Raw genomic sequence first — 16,381 nt, 5'->3', positions numbered from 1 at the left:
GCCGCGGCCGCGCAGCCCTCGGGCCCTGCGGGCAGCGCGGCCGGCACGAGGGCCCTGGGAGCGATTCCAGGGCCCTTTTTCCTGCGCGATAGGGCAAGGGCCCCTCCGAGAAGGCGGCAAAGGGTGAAAAAACTGCAGGCTGCAGGCGTTAAATTTTGCATGGCGGTATTCCGTTGCAAAAAACGAGAGTTCCACCTTCGCCGTCGCGCACAATCCAAAGCCGTCGCGCCAAAGGCCACGCGCCGGCACGCAAGACCGCCAAACCCTGCGTTTTTTCTGACCTTGAGAGACACGGATGAGCACCCAACAACCGACCATCATTTACACCCTGACCGACGAGGCTCCGCGCCTGGCTACGGCTTCGCTGCTGCCCATCGTGCGCGCTTTTGCTGCGCCGGCCGGCATCAACGTGGCCGAGAGCGATATCTCGGTGGCCGCGCGCATCCTGGGCGAATTCCCCGAATGCCTGGGTGACGGGCAAAAGGTGCCCAACTACCTGGCCGAGCTGGGCAAGACCACGCTGCAGCCCGACGCCAACATCATCAAGCTGCCCAACATCAGCGCCTCCGTCGCGCAGCTGATGGCCGCCATCAAAGAGCTGCAGGACAAGGGCTATGCCATTCCCGACTTCCCCGAGGATCCGAAGACGGAAGAAGAAAAGGCCATCCGCGCGCGCTACAACAAGTGCATCGGCAGCGCCGTGAACCCAGTGCTGCGCGAGGGCAACTCCGACCGCCGGGCTCCGAAGGCCGTCAAGGAATACGCCCGCAAGAACCCGCACAGCATGGCCGACTGGAGCCAGGCCTCGCGCTCACACGTCTCGCACATGCACCACGGCGACTTCTACCATGGCGAAAAGTCTATGACGCTGGACCGCGCGCGCGAAGTGAAGATGGAGCTGATCACCAAGAGCGGCAAGACCATCGTCCTCAAGCCCAAAGTGGCCTTGAAAGACCGCGAGGTCATCGACTCCATGTTCATGAGCAAGAAGGCGCTGCTGGAGTTCTATGAAAAGCAGATCGAGGATGCGCGCAAGACCGGCGTGATGTTCTCGCTGCACGTCAAGGCCACAATGATGAAGGTCTCGCACCCCATCGTCTTCGGCCACTGCGTGCGCATCTTCTACAAGGACGCGTTCGAAAAGCACGCCAAGCTGTTTGACGAGCTGGGCGTGAACGTGAACAACGGCATGGTCAACCTGTACGACAAGCTGGAAACGCTGCCCAGCGCCCAGCGCGACGAAGTGCTGCGCGACCTGCACGCCTGCCACGAGAACCGCCCGGAACTCGCCATGGTGGACTCGGCCCGCGGCATCACCAACTTCCACTCGCCCAACGACATCATCGTGGACGCCTCGATGCCCGCCATGATCAGGAACGGCGGCAAGATGTGGGGCCCGGACGGCCGCCTGAAGGACGTGAAGGCCGTGATGCCCGAATCGACCTTCGCCCGCATCTACCAGGAGATGATCAACTTCTGCAAGTGGCACGGCGCGTTCGACCCCCGCACCATGGGCACCGTGCCCAACGTGGGCCTGATGGCCCAGCAGGCCGAGGAATATGGCAGCCACGACAAGACCTTCGAGATCCCCGAAGACGGCGTGGCCAACATCACCGACCTGCACACGGGCGAGGTGCTGATGAGCCAGAACGTCGAGGCCGGCGACATCTGGCGCATGTGCCAGACCAAGGACGCAGCGATTCGCGACTGGGTCAAGCTGGCCGTCACGCGTGCGCGCAATTCGGGCATGCCGGTGGTGTTCTGGCTGGACGCCTACCGCCCGCACGAGAAGGAGCTCATCACCAAGGTCAGGATGTACCTGCACGAGCACGACACCTCGGGCCTCGATATCCAGATCATGAGCCAGGTGCGCGCCATGCGCTACACGCTCGAGCGCGTGATCCGCGGCCAGGACACCATCAGCGCCACGGGCAACATCCTGCGCGACTACCTGACCGACCTGTTCCCGATCATGGAGCTGGGTACCAGCGCCAAGATGTTGTCCATCGTGCCGCTGATGGCCGGCGGCGGCATGTACGAGACGGGTGCGGGCGGCTCGGCGCCCAAGCACGTGCAGCAGCTCACGGAAGAAAACCACCTGCGCTGGGATTCGCTGGGCGAGTTCCTGGCCCTGGCCGTGTCGCTGGAAGACCTGGGGATCAAGAACAACAACCCGCGCGCCAAGCTGCTGGCCCGGACGCTGGACGCTGCCACGGGCAAGCTGCTGGACAACAACAAGGGCCCGAGCCCGAAGACCGGCCAGCTGGACAACCGTGGCAGCCATTTCTACCTGGCGCTGTATTGGGCCGAAGCCCTGGCTGCGCAGACCGAGGACAAGGAGCTGGCCGCCCAGTTCGCGGCCTTTGCCCAGGCGCTGGCCGACAACGAGCAGAAGATCGTCGATGAACTGAACGCCGTGCAGGGCAAGCCGGCAGACATCGGCGGCTACTACCTGCCCGAGCTGTCCAAGCTCCAGGCGGTGATGCGCCCGAGCAGCACCTTCAACGCGGTGCTGCAAAAGATGGTTGCCTGATGCACCCGGGCCGCCCGCAGGGGCGGCTGTGAGACCAGGCATAAAGGCCGGCTGCCCGCAAAGGCAGCCGGCCTTTTTTTGCCGCCAGCAAGCGGGTTATTTGCCAGAGAAGGGGCTGCCGGACAGGCGCGCGCCAGCCTTCAGCCCGCGCTGGGCGAACCAGCCCTGGTTCATCTCCAGCACGTAGCGCACGGGCTTGGCGGAGCAGTGCGACTCTTCCGTCTGCGGCTGCATGTCCGCCAGGTTGACGATGGTGCCGTCGTCGGCCACGAAGGCGGCCGTGAGCGGCAGCAGGGTGTTCTTCATCCAGAAGCACTGCGTGGCTGGCTGCTCGAAGGTGAACAGCATGCCTTCGTGCGCCGGCATGCTCTTGCGCAGCATCAGGCCGACCTGCCGCTGCTCGGGCGTGCGCGCCACCTGGGCGTCGATGCGGTGCATGCCGGCCGCCAGCTCCACGCGGGGCAGATCCAGCTGCGGGCCGGACTGCGCGGCGGCCGGGCCGCCGTGCAGCGCCACCAGGGCTGGCGCGAGGGTGGAAAGGAGCGTTCGGATCAGGAAAGAGGACAAGGGCGTGCCAGGGCGCAACGGCAATCAACAGCCGCAATGGAAAAAGCCCGCAAGGGCGCAAGCTGCCATTTTGCGGGCTGTGCGATGAGCCGGAAGGCTCAGGCGATGTGCTTGGCTGCCTTCTTGGTGTGCTTCTTGGCCACTTTCTTGTGTGTGGCCTTGTGGGTCTTGGCCACCTTGGGCGCGCGGGCCTTGGCCTCGGGGGCGGGGGCTGCAGGGGTGGCGCTCACGGCCGGGGCGAGAGCCTCGGCAGGCGCTGCCGGGGCTTGTGCCCAGGCGCCGGCGGCCAGCAGGCCGGCTGTCAATGCGGCGAAAAGCTTTTTCATGATTGCCAGGTTCCGAAGTGGAAGGGATGAGGTGGATTTGCACGGCGCTTTGCTGCGCCGCCCGTACACAACGGAGCTGCATCCCTGGCCGTTGACGCGGGCCCGCAGGGCCAGTGGCTAGAATTTCCCGTTGCCTGCGCCGGCGGCAGGCCGCTTCGGGTGCGGGCTTTCCTGCATGATTCCCGTTCGTCATTTGTTCACAGCATTCCCACGGAGACCTCCGCACATGAGCAGTTACCAGCACATCCAGGTGCCCGAGCAAGGCCAGAAGATCACCGTCAATTCCGACATGTCGCTGAGCGTGCCCGACCAGCCCATCATTCCCTTCATCGAAGGCGATGGCACGGGGGCGGACATCACTCCCGTCATGCTCAAGGTGGTTGATGCAGCGGTGGCCAAGGCCTACGGCGGCAAGCGGCGCATCCACTGGATGGAGGTCTATGCCGGGGAAAAATCCACGCGCGTCTATGGCCCGGATGTATGGCTGCCTGAAGAAACCCTGGTCGCCGTGCGCGAGTACGTGGTATCCATCAAGGGGCCGCTGACCACCCCGGTGGGCGGGGGCATCCGCTCGCTGAACGTGGCGCTGCGCCAGCAGCTCGACCTGTACGTCTGCCTGCGCCCCATCCAGTATTTCAAGGGCGTGCCCTCGCCGGTGAAAGAGCCGGAGAAGACCCACATGGTCATCTTCCGCGAGAACTCCGAGGACATCTACGCGGGCATCGAGTTCGAGGCCGAATCGGACAAGGCGAAAAAGCTCATCAAGTTCCTGCAGGACGAGTTCGGCGTGACCAAGATCCGCTTTCCCGACACTTCGGGCATCGGCATCAAGCCGGTCTCGCGCGAGGGCACGGAGCGCCTGGTGCGCAAAGCCATTCAATACGCCATCGACCAGGACAAGCCCAGCGTGACGCTGGTGCACAAGGGCAACATCATGAAGTTCACGGAAGGCGCCTTCCGCGACTGGGGCTACGGCCTGGCGGCCAAGGAGTTCGGCGCCGAGCTGATTGACGGCGGCCCGTGGATGCGCCTGAAGAATCCGCGCACCGGCAAGGAGATCACCATCAAGGACAGCATTGCCGATGCCTTCTTGCAGCAGATCCTGCTGCGCCCGGCCGAGTACAGCGTGATCGCCACGCTGAACCTGAACGGCGACTACGTCTCGGACGCCCTGGCCGCCCAGGTAGGCGGCATCGGCATCGCGCCAGGGGCCAATATGTCGGATTCGGTGGCCATGTTCGAGGCCACCCACGGCACGGCGCCCAAGTACGCCGGCAAGGACTACGTCAACCCGGGCTCGGAGATCCTGTCGGCCGAGATGATGCTGCGCCACATGGGCTGGACGGAAGCCGCCGACCTGATCATCTCGTCGATGCAAAAGGCCATCCTGAGCAAGAAGGTGACTTATGACTTCGCGCGCCTGATGGAGGGTGCGACGCAGGTCAGCTGCTCAGGCTTCGGCCAGGTCATGATCGACCACATGTAAAGCGGTTGCACAGGGGCGCGCGGCGCCCCACTCCGAGAACCCCGGCCCTCGACAAGCCGGGGTTTTTTTGGTTGTTCGCCATCGCATGGCTGTCACGCCGTGCCATGCCGCCTCAGCCGATATCCAGTGTCAAATGCCTGTCCTTGAGCAGCGCCAGCGCCGCATGGGGCGTGCTGGCCATCATCTGTCCGATGATGGCGTCTTCGTCCACGTCGGAAAAGGCCATGGACCAGCTCGGGTAGCGCCTGCCGCCATAGAGGGGCTCGTGCAGCAGGGTGACCACGTCCTTGTGCCGCGCATCGCGGCGGATGCGCCTGACGAGCGTGTCCAGCGCGCCCGGCGCTCCCTCGATGTACTGGCAAAAGCGCTCGCCGTCGAAGAGCAGCACGCCAGTGATTCCGTGCGTGGCATTGAAGGCCCGGGCGGCCTTGATGATGGCGCCCACACAGGTGGCGCCATGGCCGCCCGCCAGGGTGCTGTGGTAGGCGAACTGGGACAGCACTTCGTTGTTCATGGTGAGGGCCTTTGATCGGTTCTGCAGGGAGGGTTGGAAGTCGACAGAGGCTCACGCATGACGTCCTTGGCGGGCAGGCCAATGTATCAGTCATGCAGCGCAGACCTTCAGTGTCCACGAAGTGGGTGAGAATACTGTAAATTAATACAGTATCAGCAACCCCAGGAACCACCATGGAAACCGTCGCCGAGTCCCTCTACACCGTCGCCCTGCGCGACGCCCCATCCAGTTTGCCGGCGGATGCCCGGATAACGGCCGAGACCCGCTACGCCCGTGAGCTGGAGCGCGCGCTGGGCGGGCCTGGGCAGGTGGCCGAGACGCTTGCCGCCGTCCTGTCGCTTGAAGATGCCGACGCAATGACCGATGCCGACCAGGCGCTGGCGGGGCGCTGGCAGAAGGCCGCGGGCAAGGCGCGCGAGCGGGCGCTGTCACAGATCGGAGAGGCAGAGGAGGCGTACTTCGAGGTACGCATCGCGTAGGGGCGATGGCTTGGCGCCCGGGTGCGAGTCAGCGCCCGGACCAGCCAAGCAAAAAGGCCGTCCTGAGAAATCAGGACGGCCTTTGAAGTGGCTCCTCAACCTGGGCTCGAACCAGGGACCTACGGATTAACAGTCCGGCGCTCTACCGACTGAGCTATTGAGGAATGTCGGTTTTCTTATTGAAACAGCCCTGTACTTTTGGCAGGGCTGCGATGTCTTTCTTGGCTCCTCGACCTGGGCTCGAACCAGGGACCTACGGATTAACAGTCCGGCGCTCTACCGACTGAGCTATCGAGGAACAAGACCGCGATTATATACAGAAAAAACGGGCCCTCGCGGCGTCAGCGGCCGGGCTCGGGCCGGCGCCACAGCCAGGCCAGCACGCAGGCCATGCAGACACAGGCCGTGGTGGCGGCCCAGCGCGGAGCGCTGGTCCACAGCAAGATGGCGGCGCACAGCGCCATGAGGATGGTGGCGCTCCACTTGGCGCGGCGGCTGACGCGCCCGCCGTCGGCCCAGTTGCGCAGCATGGGCCCGAACAGCCGGTGGCGCCACAGCCAGGCATGCAGGCGCGGCGAGCTGCGCGCGGCGGCCCAGGCGGCCATCAGGATGAACACGGTGGTGGGCAGCCCGGGCACGATGACGCCGATGGCGCCCATCACCAGACACAGCACGGCGAAGGCCTGCAGCAACCAGCGCATGGGCCGCGGCAGAGGCGGGTGCTGGGGCATGGGGGGTAGCGGGTCGTGCGGCTCAGGCATGGCCTGCGATTGTGCCCATGCCTGCAGTCCTGCCTGTAAAAATACAAGGAAAAATGCCTCCAGCGCTTGTGGGGCAAGCGCTGGCAGCTATCAATACCATAGCTGCACGATTCCGGCCCTCACTCATCGGCCAGCGCACGCAGCAGCTCGGTCTCGATCTGGATCTGCCGGGCGCTGCTCTGCAGCTGCGGGCCTTGCAGCAAGAAGGTGTCTTCCACCCGCTCGCCCAGGGTGCTCACTTTGGCCAGCTGGATGCCCAGGCCGTGGCGCGACAGCACCTGCGCCACCACGTACAGCAGGCCAGCGCGGTCGGCTGCGGTGATCGACAGCAGCCAGCGCTGGCCCCGGTCGTCCGGGCGCAGCGACACGCGCGGGGCGATGGGAAAGCTGCGCACGCGCCGCGACGGCCGCCGCGGGCGCGGCTCGGGCAGCGGCGCGGGCGCGGTCAGGGCGCGCAGCAGCTCGCTCTCCACCATGTGGATCAGCTCGCGGTAGGCGCCGGGCTGGTCGCGCGCCACCACCTGGAAGGTATCCAGCGCATGGGCGTCGCTGGCGGTGTGCACCCGCGCGTCCAGGATGGAAAAGCCCGCCTGGTCGAAGTAGCCGCAAATGCGCATGAACAGATCGCTCTGGTCCGGCGCATAGACCAGCACCTCCAGCCCTTCGCCCGCCAGCGACTGGCGCGCGCGCACCACGGGCACGCCCGAGCCCACGTGGCGCGACAGGTGGCGGGCGTGCCAGGCGATGTCGGCCGCCTCGTGGCGCATGAAGTAGCTCACGTCCAGCGTCGCCCACAGGCGCTTGTGCGCCTCGTGCGGCATGGAGTGCAGGGCCAGCAGGATCAGCGCCTCGCGCCGGCGCGCCTCGACCTCGGCGGCCGGGTTGGGCGCGCGCCCGCCCAGGGTGCGCAGCGTGGCGTGGTACAGGTCTTCCAGCAGCTTGCCCTTCCAGGCGCTCCAGACCTTGGGCGACGTGCCGCGGATGTCGGCCACGGTGAGCAGGTACAGGGCGGTGAGCCGGCGCTCGTCGCCCACGCGGCGCGCGAAGGCGGCGACGACTTCCGGGTCGGACAGGTCCTGCTTTTGCGCCACCTGGCTCATGGTCAGGTGCTCGGCTACCAAGAACTCGATCAGCTGCGCGTCCTCGCGCGCGATGCCGTGGGCGCCGTGCTGGCGGCAAAAGCGCCGCGCCTCCAGCGCCCCGATGTGCGAATGGTCGCCCCCGCGGCCCTTGCCGATGTCGTGGAACAGCGCGGCCACGTACAGGATCCACGGCCTGTCCCAGCCGGCGGCCAGCTGCGAGCACACGGGGTATTCGTGCGCATGCTCGGCCATGAAGAAGCGGCGCACGTTGCGCAGCACCATCAGCGTGTGCTGGTCCACCGTATAGACGTGGAACAGGTCGTGCTGCATCTGCCCCACGATGCGCCGAAAGGGCCACAGGTAGCGCCCCAGCACCGAGGTCTGGTTCATCAGCCGCATGGCGTGGGTGATGCCCGCGGGCTGGCGCAGGATGCGCATGAACAGGGCGCGGTTGGCCGGGTCGCGGCGAAAGCCCGCGTCCATCACCGGGCGGGCGTTGTACAGCGCCCGCAGCGTGCGCGCCGACAGGTCCGTGAGGCCCGGCGTGGTCTCGTACAGCAGGAAGGTCTCCAGGATGGCGCGGGGCTGCTCCAGGTACAGCGTGTCGCTGGCCACCTCGATCAGCCCGCCCCGGTCCAGGAAGCGCTCGTTGATGGGCACCCGCGGCGTGGGCTGGGGCGCCAGGCGCTCTTCGATGTCCAGCAGCAGGATCTGCGTGAGCTGCGACACCGCCTTGGCGGCCCAGTAGTAGCGGCGCATCAGCGCCTCGCTGGCGCGCACCGGCGCCCGCACACCATCGGCCGCACCCGGGCCGTAGCCGAAGGTCTCGGCCACGGCGGTCTGCAGATCGAACACCAGCCGGTCCTCGCGCCGCCCGGCCAGGGCGTGCAGCCGGGCGCGGATGAGAAACAGCACCGCCTCGTTGCGCTCGATCTGGCGCACCTCGAAAGGCGTGGCCAGGCCGTGGGCCGCCAGCTCGCGCCAGCTGCTTGCCAGCCCCGCGGCACGCGCCAGCCACAGGATGAGCTGCAGATCGCGCAGCCCGCCGGGCGATTCCTTGCAGTTGGGCTCCAGCGCGTAGGGGGTGTTCTCGTGCTTGGTGTGGCGCTGGCGCATCTCCAGCGTTTTGGTGACCATGAAGGCCTGCACGTCCATCTGCGCGGCGTAGCGCTGGCGCAGCTGGGCGAACAGCGCGGCGCTGCCGCACACGCGGCGCGACTCCAGCAGCGCCGTCTGCACCGTCACGTCGGCGGCGGACTCGGCCAGACATTCGGCCACGGATCGCACGCTGGCGCCGATCTCCAGGCCCGCGTCCCAGCAGCTGCCGATGAAGGCCTCGATGGCGGCACTGGCGGCCGCATCCTGCGCGCCGCCTGGCAGCAGCACCAGCACGTCGATGTCGGACGCCGGAAACAGCTGCGCACGCCCATAGCCGCCCACCGCCACCAGCGCCATGCCGCGCGGCAGGCCGGCGCGCCGCCACAGGGCGCACAGCTGGCGGTCGGCCAGACAGGACAGGCGCCGCAGCAGGCTGCGGATGCCGCGGGTGGAGGCGCCCGGCGCCAGCAACGTGGCCACCAGCGCGGCCTTGTCGGTCTGGTAGGCCTGGCGCAGCGCGGTGATGTCGGCGGCGACGGGGTTGGGGGGACGCGGCATGGCGCGCGAAAGTCGAGGAGGCGGGCGCCGCGCCGGGCTGTCAGGTCGTCGTGGCAGTCACGAAGGCGGGCAGGGCGGGGTAGCCCTGCGAGATGGTCAGCACCTCGAAGCCGGTCTCGGTCACCAGCACCGTGTGCTCCCACTGCGCCGACAGGCTGTGGTCCTTGGTGACGATGGTCCAGCCGTCGTTGCCGTGCTCCTTGACCTCGCGCCGGCCGATGTTGAGCATGGGCTCGATGGTGAAGGTCATGCCTGGGATCAGCGTCTCGCCCGTACCGGGGCGGCCATAGTGCAGCACCTGCGGCTCGTCATGGAACTTGTCGCCGATGCCGTGGCCGCAGAATTCGCGCACCACCGACAGGCCGTGCCCTTCGGCAAACTTCTGGATGGCGTGGCCCACGTCGCCCAGGCGCGCGCCGGGCTTGACCTGCTGGATGCCCAGCCACATGGCCTCATAGGTCAGGTTGACCAGGCGCTTGGCAGCGATGGAGCACTCGCCCACCAGGAACATGCGGCTGGTGTCGCCGTACCAGCCATCCTGGGTGATGACGGTGACGTCCACGTTCATGATGTCGCCCTTCTTCAGGGGCTTGTCGTTGGGAATGCCGTGGCAGACCACGTGGTTCAGCGACGTGCACAGCGACTTCGGATACGGCGGGTAGCCCGGCGGCTGGTAGCCCAGCGTGGCCGAGCGCGTGCCCTGGGCGGCCATGCACTCGGCGGCCAGGCGGTCCACGTCGTTGGTTGTCATGCCCGGCTTGATGTGGGGCGTGATGGTGTCCAGCACTTCGGAGGCCAGGCGCCCGGCCTCGCGCATGCCCGCGATACCCCGGGCGTCTTTGGTGGTGATGCTCATGCGGCAAATTATCCCACTGGGGCTTTCCCCGGGTGGGGCGGCTTAAAATGCCGGGTTCCCAGCAACCAAGCCCGCTGGGCGCACCGGCCCCAGTCAGCGGCCCGGCGCCTGCGGGCTTTCACCGCGCTTCGCGCCGCCCATCACACAGGCCGCTACCGTGACCCTGCACATCACTTCGATCGAGGGCGGCAATGCCCTCACCAGTTTTCGCGCCCAGCAGTTGCAGCCCTCGCTGGCGGCCATCCACCCCAAGATCACGGCCATCGCCGCGCGCTTCGTGCACCTGGTGGCGCAGGAGGGCGCGCCCGGCGCTGCCGACCGCTCGCGCCTGGCGGCCCTGCTGACCTATGGCGACCCTTACTGCGGCCCGAGCGACGGCGCGGTGCTGTATGTCACGCCGCGCCTGGGCACCGTCTCGCCCTGGGCGTCCAAGGCGACCGACATCGCGCACAACTGCGGCCTTGCCGTACGGCGCATCGAGCGCATCACCGAGTACCGCATCAGCCTCAAGGGCGGCCTGCTGTCGGGCACGCCCGAGCTGTCGCACGAGCAGCTGGCACAGATCGCCGCGCTGCTGCACGACCGCATGACCGAATCGGTGGTGACAAGCGTGGAGCAGGCGCAGCAGCTTTTTACCGAGCTGCAGGCCGAGCCCATGGCCTTCGTCGATGTGCTGGCCGGCGGCCATGCGGCGCTGCAGGCGGCCAACAGTGCCTGGGGCCTGGCGCTGGCCGAAGACGAGATCGACTACCTGGTGCAGGCCTTCGGCAGGCTGGGGCGCAACCCCACCGACGTGGAGCTGATGATGTTCGCCCAGGCCAACAGCGAGCACTGCCGGCACAAGATCTTCAACGCCCAGTTCACCATCGACGGCATGCCGCAGGAGAAATCGCTGTTCGGCATGATTCGCCACACCGAGGCCACTTCGCCCCAGCACACCATCGTGGCCTATGCCGACAACGCCTCCATCATGGAAGGCAGCCAGGTCGAGCAGTTCTTTGCCAAATTCGACTCTTTCGCAGACCAGATAAGCGCACCCAGCTATCAAAAACATAGTGCGACCCAGCACGTGCTGATGAAGGTGGAGACGCACAACCACCCCACGGCCATCTCACCCTTCCCCGGCGCGTCCACCGGCGCGGGCGGCGAGATCCGCGACGAGGGCGCCACCGGGCGCGGCTCCAAGCCCAAGGCAGGCCTGGCGGGTTTCACCGTCTCCAAGCTGTGGGGCAGCGACGTCGGCCGGCCGGAGCACATCGCCAGCCCGCTGCAAATCATGACCGAGGGCCCGCTGGGCGGCGCCGCGTTCAACAACGAGTTCGGCCGGCCCAACCTGACGGGCTACTTCCGCGAGTACGAGCAGCAGATCGCAGGCGTGCTGCGCGGCTACCACAAGCCCATCATGATCGCCGGTGGCTTAGGTTCCATCGACGCGCGCCAGACCAAGAAGATCGAGTTCCCTGCCGGCACGCTCTTGATCCAGCTGGGCGGGCCCGGCATGCGCATCGGCATGGGGGGCGGCGCGGCCAGCTCCATGGCCAGCGGCACCAACGCGGCCGAGCTGGACTTCGACTCCGTGCAGCGCGGCAACCCCGAGATCGAGCGCCGCGCCCAGGAAGTCATCAACCACTGCTGGGAGCAGGGCGAGGCCAACCCCATCCTGGCGATCCACGACGTGGGCGCGGGCGGGCTGTCCAACGCCTTCCCCGAGCTGGTGAACGACGCCGGCCGCGGCGCGCGCTTCGACCTGCGCGCCGTGCAGCTGGAGGAGTCCGGCCTGGCGCCCAAGGAGATTTGGAGCAACGAAAGCCAGGAGCGCTACGTGCTGGCCATCGCGCCGGAATCCCTGGCGCAGTTCACCGCCTTCTGCGAGCGCGAGCGCTGCCCGTTCGCCGTGATCGGCACGGCCACCGGCGAGCGCCAGCTGGTCCTGGAAGACACCGCTGCCCCCGCCGGCCAGGCCCAGCGCCTGCCCGTGGATATGCCGCTGGACGTGCTGCTGGGCAAGCCCCCGCGCATGCACCGCGACGTGCAGAGCGTCACGCGCGAGGTGCCGCCGCTGGACGTGGACGGCGTGGCGCTGCAGCAGGCCGTGATCGACGTGCTGGCCCACCCCACGGTGGCGAGCAAGCGCTTCCTGGTGACCATCGGCGACCGCACGGTGGGCGGTCTCACGCACCGTGACCAGATGGTCGGCCCCTGGCAGGTGCCGGTGGCCGACGTGGCCGTGACGCTGGCGGACTACGTCGGCTTTGCCGGCGAGGCCATGGCCATGGGCGAGCGTACGCCGCTGGCCGCCATCAACGCCCCGGCCTCTGGCCGCATGGCCGTGGCGGAAAGCATCACCAACCTGCTGGCGGCGCCCATCGAGCTGCCGCGCGTGAAGCTGTCGGCCAACTGGATGGCCGCCTGTGGCGAGCCCGGTGAAGACGCCGCGCTGTACGAGACCGTGCGCGCCGTGGGCATGCAGCTGTGTCCGCAGCTGGGCATCTCCATCCCGGTGGGCAAGGACAGCCTGTCCATGCGCACGCAGTGGACGGATGAAACGGGCGCGCAAAAGAAGGTCACCTCGCCCGTCAGCCTGATCGTCACGGCATTCGCCACGCTGCAGGACGTGCGCGGCACGCTCACGCCCCAGCTCGATGCCCAGGAGGAGGACACCACGCTGGTGCTGGTGGACCTGGCGCGCGGCCAGATGCGCATGGGCGGCTCCATCCTGGCGCAGGTGCTGGGCCAGGCCGGCGGCGCCGTGCCCGATCTGGACGACGCGAAAGACCTGATCGCCCTGGTCGATGCCGTGAACGCCCTGCGCCAGGGCGGCCTGATCCTCGCCTACCACGACCGCAGCGACGGTGGCCTGCTGGCCGCGGCCGCCGAGATGGCCTTTGCCGGCCACGTGGGCGTGGCGCTGAACGTGGACATGCTGGTCACCGAAGGCGATGGCATCACCGACAGCCGCATGGAGACCGGCGACGCCAAGAACTGGGCGAGCCAGGTCAGCGGCCGGCGCGAGGAACTCACCCTGCGCGCGTTGTTCAACGAGGAGCTGGGCGCACTGCTGCAGGTGCGCACGGGGCAGCGCGACCAGGTCATGCAGGTGCTGCGCGCGCACGGCCTGGCCGCATGCAGCCACATCGTCGGCAAGACGCGCCCGCTGTCCAGCGCCATGGACGAGGGCAAGGGCGAGCTGCAGGTCTGGCGCGACGCCAGGAAAATCTTCGCCGCGCAATTGGCGGACCTGCACCAGGTCTGGGACGCCGTCAGCTGGAAGATCTGCCAGCAGCGCGACAACCCCGCGTGCGCCGACCAGGAACACGCCGCCGCCGGCGACCCGCAAGACCCGGGCCTGCACGTGCACCTGACGTTCGACCCGCAAGAGGACGTGGCTGCGCCCTTCGTCCACACGGCCCGCCCGCGCGTTGCCGTGCTGCGCGAGCAGGGCGTGAACTCGCACGTGGAGATGGCCTACGCCTTCACCGAAGCCGGTTTCGAGGCCTTCGACGTGCACATGAGCGACCTGCAGGCCGGCCGTGCCGCGCTCAAGGATTACGCCGGCATCGTCGCCTGCGGGGGCTTCAGCTATGGCGACACGCTGGGCGCGGGCATCGGCTGGGCGCGCTCGATCACCTTCAACCCGCGGCTGTCCGAGCAGTTCCAGCAGTTCTTTGCCCGCACCGACACCTTCGGCCTGGGCGTGTGCAACGGCTGCCAGATGTTCGCGGAACTCGCCGACATCATCCCCGGCGCGCAGGACTGGCCGCGTTTCACCACCAACCAGAGCCACCGGTTCGAGGCGCGCCTGTCGCAGGTCGAGGTGCTGGACTCGCCCAGCCTCTTCTTCGCCGGCATGGCGGGCAGCCGCCTGCCGATTGCCGTGGCGCATGGCGAGGGCTATGCCAACTTCCAGTACCGCGGCAACGAAGAGCGCGTGCTGCGCAGCCTGCGCTTCGTGGACAACGCGGGCCAGCCCACCGAGCGCTATCCCTTCAACCCCAACGGCAGCGCTGGCGGCCTGACGGCCGTGACCACGGCGGACGGGCGCTTCACCGCGCTCATGCCGCACCCCGAGCGGGTGTTCCGCAACATCCAGATGAGCTGGACCGATCTGGCCGCCACCGGTGGGCAGGATGCGCACAGCCCTTGGATGCGCCTGTGGCGCAATGCCCGCCGCTGGGTCGCGTAAAAAAGACCCGCCCCAGGCCTTCCGTGAGGCTACTAAAAAGATAGCTTCCAGCGCTTGTCCGACAAGCGCTGGAAGCTTTTTTTATTCAAAATCGGCGACCTTTTTCCCTGTCTTTGCGGAGCATTTTTGTATGGCCGGCGCCAGCCTTCTCACCCTGCTCGACGACATCGCCACCATCCTGGACGACGTGGCCCTCATGTCCAAGATGGCGGCGCGCAAGAGCGTTGCCATGGCCGACGATGTCTCCGTCATGACCAAGGTGGCGGCGCAGAAGACGGCCAGCGTGCTGGGCGACGACCTGGCGCTGAACGCCGAGCAGGTCAGCGGTGTGCGTGCCGACCGCGAGCTGCCCGTGGTCTGGGCCGTGGCGCGCGGCTCACTGATCAACAAGGCCATCCTGGTGCCCACGGCGCTTTTGATCAGCGCCTTTGCGCCCTGGGCCATCACACCGCTGCTGATGCTGGGCGGCACCTACCTGTGTCTGGAGGGCGTGGAAAAGCTGGCGCACCATGGCGCGCCAGCCGCCGACCGGGCGGAGGCGGCACTGGAGCGCGTGGGCGGCAAGGCGGCCAGCGCGGCCGACATCGCCCGGCTGGAGAAGTCCAAGGTGCGCGGCGCCGTCCGCACCGATTTCATCCTCTCAGCCGAGATCATTGTTATCACTCTGGGCACCGTGGCGCAGGCGGACTTCATGCAGCAGGTGATGGTGCTTTCGGCCATCGCGGTGCTCATGACCGTGGGCGTGTACGGCCTGGTCGCCGGCATCGTGAAGATGGACGACGTGGGCCTGTGGCTGACGCGCATGCCCGGCCGCCTGGCCTGCCGCATCGGCCAGACGCTGGTCACCGCGGCACCCAAGCTGATGAAGGGCTTGGCCGTGGCCGGCACGGCCGCGATGTTCCTGGTGGGCGGCGGGATCATCGTGCACGGCGTGCCTCCGCTGGCCCACGCCATCGAATCGGCCGGCGCGAAGCTCGCCGGCTGGCCGCTGGGTGGTGTCTGGGAGTTCCTCGCCACGCACCTGTTGGGCGCGCTGGTGGGCGCCGCGGTCGGCGCCGTGGCGCTGGGCGTGTGGACGCTGGTGCAGCGGCTGCGCGGCAAGGCCTGAGTGCCCCACCTGCTTGGACGGCCGTCGCTGGCCGCAAAGCTTGATCTCACGCAATCCTGAGCAATTTGCTCGTGGGCCTAATTCATGGCACGGGGGTCGTCCCCGTGTTCAACGGATACGAAAAGTACTATGCACAAGACCCTGCTGGCCCTGGCTGCCGTTTGCGCGATGACCTCGGGCGCCGCCTTCGCGCAACAGTCCACTTCTGAAGGCCCGTTCATGGTGCGCGTGCGCGCCGTGAACCTGGACAGCGCCAACAAGGACAGCACGGGCCTGGGCCTGTCGGTCAACGACAAGGTCATCCCCGAGCTGGATGTGAGCTACTTCTTCACGCCCAACATTGCCGCCGAGCTGATCCTGACCTACCCGCAAAAGCACAAGCTGCGCGCCGACGGCCTGGGCCAGATCGGCACCCTCAAGCACCTGCCGCCCACGCTGCTGGCGCAATACCACTTCACCAATTTCAGCGGCTTCAAGCCCTACGTGGGCGCCGGCGTGAACTACACGCGCTTTTCCGGCGTGCGCTTCGAGCCCGCCGTGCAGGCAGCGCTGAGCCCCAGCATCGACAAGAACAGCTGGGGCGGCGCGCTGCAGGTGGGCGTGGACATCCGGCTGTCCAAGAACCTGTACCTGAACCTGGACGTGAAGAAGGTGTTCATCAGCACCGATGTGTACGCCGGCGGTGCCAAGGCCGGCACCTTCAAGGTCAACCCGGTGCTGGCCGGCGTGGGCCTGGGCTGGCGCTTCTGAGCGCGCTGCGCTCCTGCTCCGAACAACTACAAAGAAGCTGACCGCGCCGCAGCCACTGCGGCTCTTCATGGTGGGATGGG

At 67.4% G+C, this 16,381-nt stretch carries 12 protein-coding genes and 2 tRNA genes; 6 read left to right on the top strand and 8 right to left on the bottom strand.

Features of this window, described 5'->3' with window-relative positions:
* Positions 1 to 295: 295 nt before the first annotated feature.
* Positions 296 to 2,533, top strand: a complete 2,238-nt coding sequence (locus tag C7H73_RS10570; protein ID WP_106846612.1) for an NADP-dependent isocitrate dehydrogenase — start codon at positions 296 to 298, stop codon at positions 2,531 to 2,533.
* 96 nt (positions 2,534 to 2,629) lie between these two features.
* On the opposite strand, the gene C7H73_RS10565 is transcribed toward C7H73_RS10570, so the two are convergent.
* Together C7H73_RS10565 and C7H73_RS10560 are read right to left on the bottom strand one after the other, a co-directional pair.
* On the bottom strand, positions 2,630 to 3,100 hold the full coding sequence (locus tag C7H73_RS10565; RefSeq protein WP_405124759.1) for a DUF192 domain-containing protein: 471 nt from the start codon (positions 3,098 to 3,100) through the stop codon (positions 2,630 to 2,632).
* A 98-nt stretch (positions 3,101 to 3,198) separates the two neighbouring features.
* The gene (locus C7H73_RS10560) at positions 3,199 to 3,426 is read right to left on the bottom strand and encodes a hypothetical protein (RefSeq protein ID WP_106846611.1); all 228 of its coding nucleotides are present in this window, start codon (positions 3,424 to 3,426) and stop codon (positions 3,199 to 3,201) included.
* Positions 3,427 to 3,652: 226 nt separating this feature from the next.
* Between C7H73_RS10560 and icd the strand changes: the two genes are divergently transcribed.
* Positions 3,653 to 4,912: an NADP-dependent isocitrate dehydrogenase gene (gene icd / locus C7H73_RS10555; RefSeq protein WP_106846610.1), complete on the top strand. Its 1,260-nt coding sequence runs from the start codon at positions 3,653 to 3,655 to the stop codon at positions 4,910 to 4,912.
* Between the two features lie 112 nt (positions 4,913 to 5,024).
* Here icd and C7H73_RS10550 read toward each other — a convergent pair whose 3' ends face one another.
* On the bottom strand, positions 5,025 to 5,426 hold the full coding sequence (locus tag C7H73_RS10550) for a BLUF domain-containing protein (RefSeq protein ID WP_106846609.1): 402 nt from the start codon (positions 5,424 to 5,426) through the stop codon (positions 5,025 to 5,027).
* Between the two features lie 173 nt (positions 5,427 to 5,599).
* Between C7H73_RS10550 and C7H73_RS10545 the strand changes: the two genes are divergently transcribed.
* A complete protein-coding gene (locus tag C7H73_RS10545) occupies positions 5,600 to 5,905 on the top strand; it encodes a hypothetical protein (RefSeq protein ID WP_106846608.1) in 306 nt (101 codons plus the stop codon).
* 88 nt (positions 5,906 to 5,993) lie between these two features.
* On the opposite strand, the gene C7H73_RS10540 is transcribed toward C7H73_RS10545, so the two are convergent.
* The 5 genes from C7H73_RS10540 to map all read right to left on the bottom strand — a co-directional run bounded on the left by C7H73_RS10540 (position 5,994) and on the right by map (position 10,260).
* Positions 5,994 to 6,069 (bottom strand) — tRNA-Asn (locus C7H73_RS10540).
* A gap of 58 nt (positions 6,070 to 6,127) precedes the next feature.
* A tRNA-Asn gene (locus tag C7H73_RS10535) sits at positions 6,128 to 6,203 on the bottom strand.
* Between the two features lie 43 nt (positions 6,204 to 6,246).
* Complete coding sequence (locus tag C7H73_RS10530; protein WP_106846607.1) at positions 6,247 to 6,666, bottom strand: YbaN family protein; 420 nt, start codon at positions 6,664 to 6,666, stop codon at positions 6,247 to 6,249.
* 119 nt (positions 6,667 to 6,785) lie between these two features.
* Positions 6,786 to 9,404 carry a [protein-PII] uridylyltransferase gene (locus tag C7H73_RS10525; RefSeq protein WP_106846606.1) on the bottom strand — a complete coding sequence of 873 codons (2,619 nt, stop codon included), beginning with the start codon at positions 9,402 to 9,404 and terminating at the stop codon, positions 6,786 to 6,788.
* Between the two features lie 40 nt (positions 9,405 to 9,444).
* Positions 9,445 to 10,260: a type I methionyl aminopeptidase gene (gene map, locus C7H73_RS10520; RefSeq protein WP_106846605.1), complete on the bottom strand. Its 816-nt coding sequence runs from the start codon at positions 10,258 to 10,260 to the stop codon at positions 9,445 to 9,447.
* Between the two features lie 157 nt (positions 10,261 to 10,417).
* Here map and purL point away from each other — a divergent pair, with 157 nt between their 5' ends.
* The 3 genes from purL to C7H73_RS10505 all read left to right on the top strand — a co-directional run bounded on the left by purL (position 10,418) and on the right by C7H73_RS10505 (position 16,301).
* Entirely contained in the window at positions 10,418 to 14,443 is a 4,026-nt protein-coding gene (purL, locus tag C7H73_RS10515) for a phosphoribosylformylglycinamidine synthase (protein WP_106846604.1), read from the top strand.
* Between the two features lie 130 nt (positions 14,444 to 14,573).
* A complete protein-coding gene (locus C7H73_RS10510; protein ID WP_106846603.1) occupies positions 14,574 to 15,551 on the top strand; it encodes a DUF808 domain-containing protein in 978 nt (325 codons plus the stop codon).
* A 129-nt stretch (positions 15,552 to 15,680) separates the two neighbouring features.
* Complete coding sequence (locus C7H73_RS10505; RefSeq protein WP_106846602.1) at positions 15,681 to 16,301, top strand: OmpW/AlkL family protein; 621 nt, start codon at positions 15,681 to 15,683, stop codon at positions 16,299 to 16,301.
* Positions 16,302 to 16,381 lie beyond the last annotated feature (80 nt).

The organism is Pulveribacter suum, from assembly GCF_003013695.1.
Lineage (GTDB): Bacteria > Pseudomonadota > Gammaproteobacteria > Burkholderiales > Burkholderiaceae_C > Melaminivora > Melaminivora suum.
This window is presented reverse-complemented; position numbering and strand designations above follow the sequence as displayed.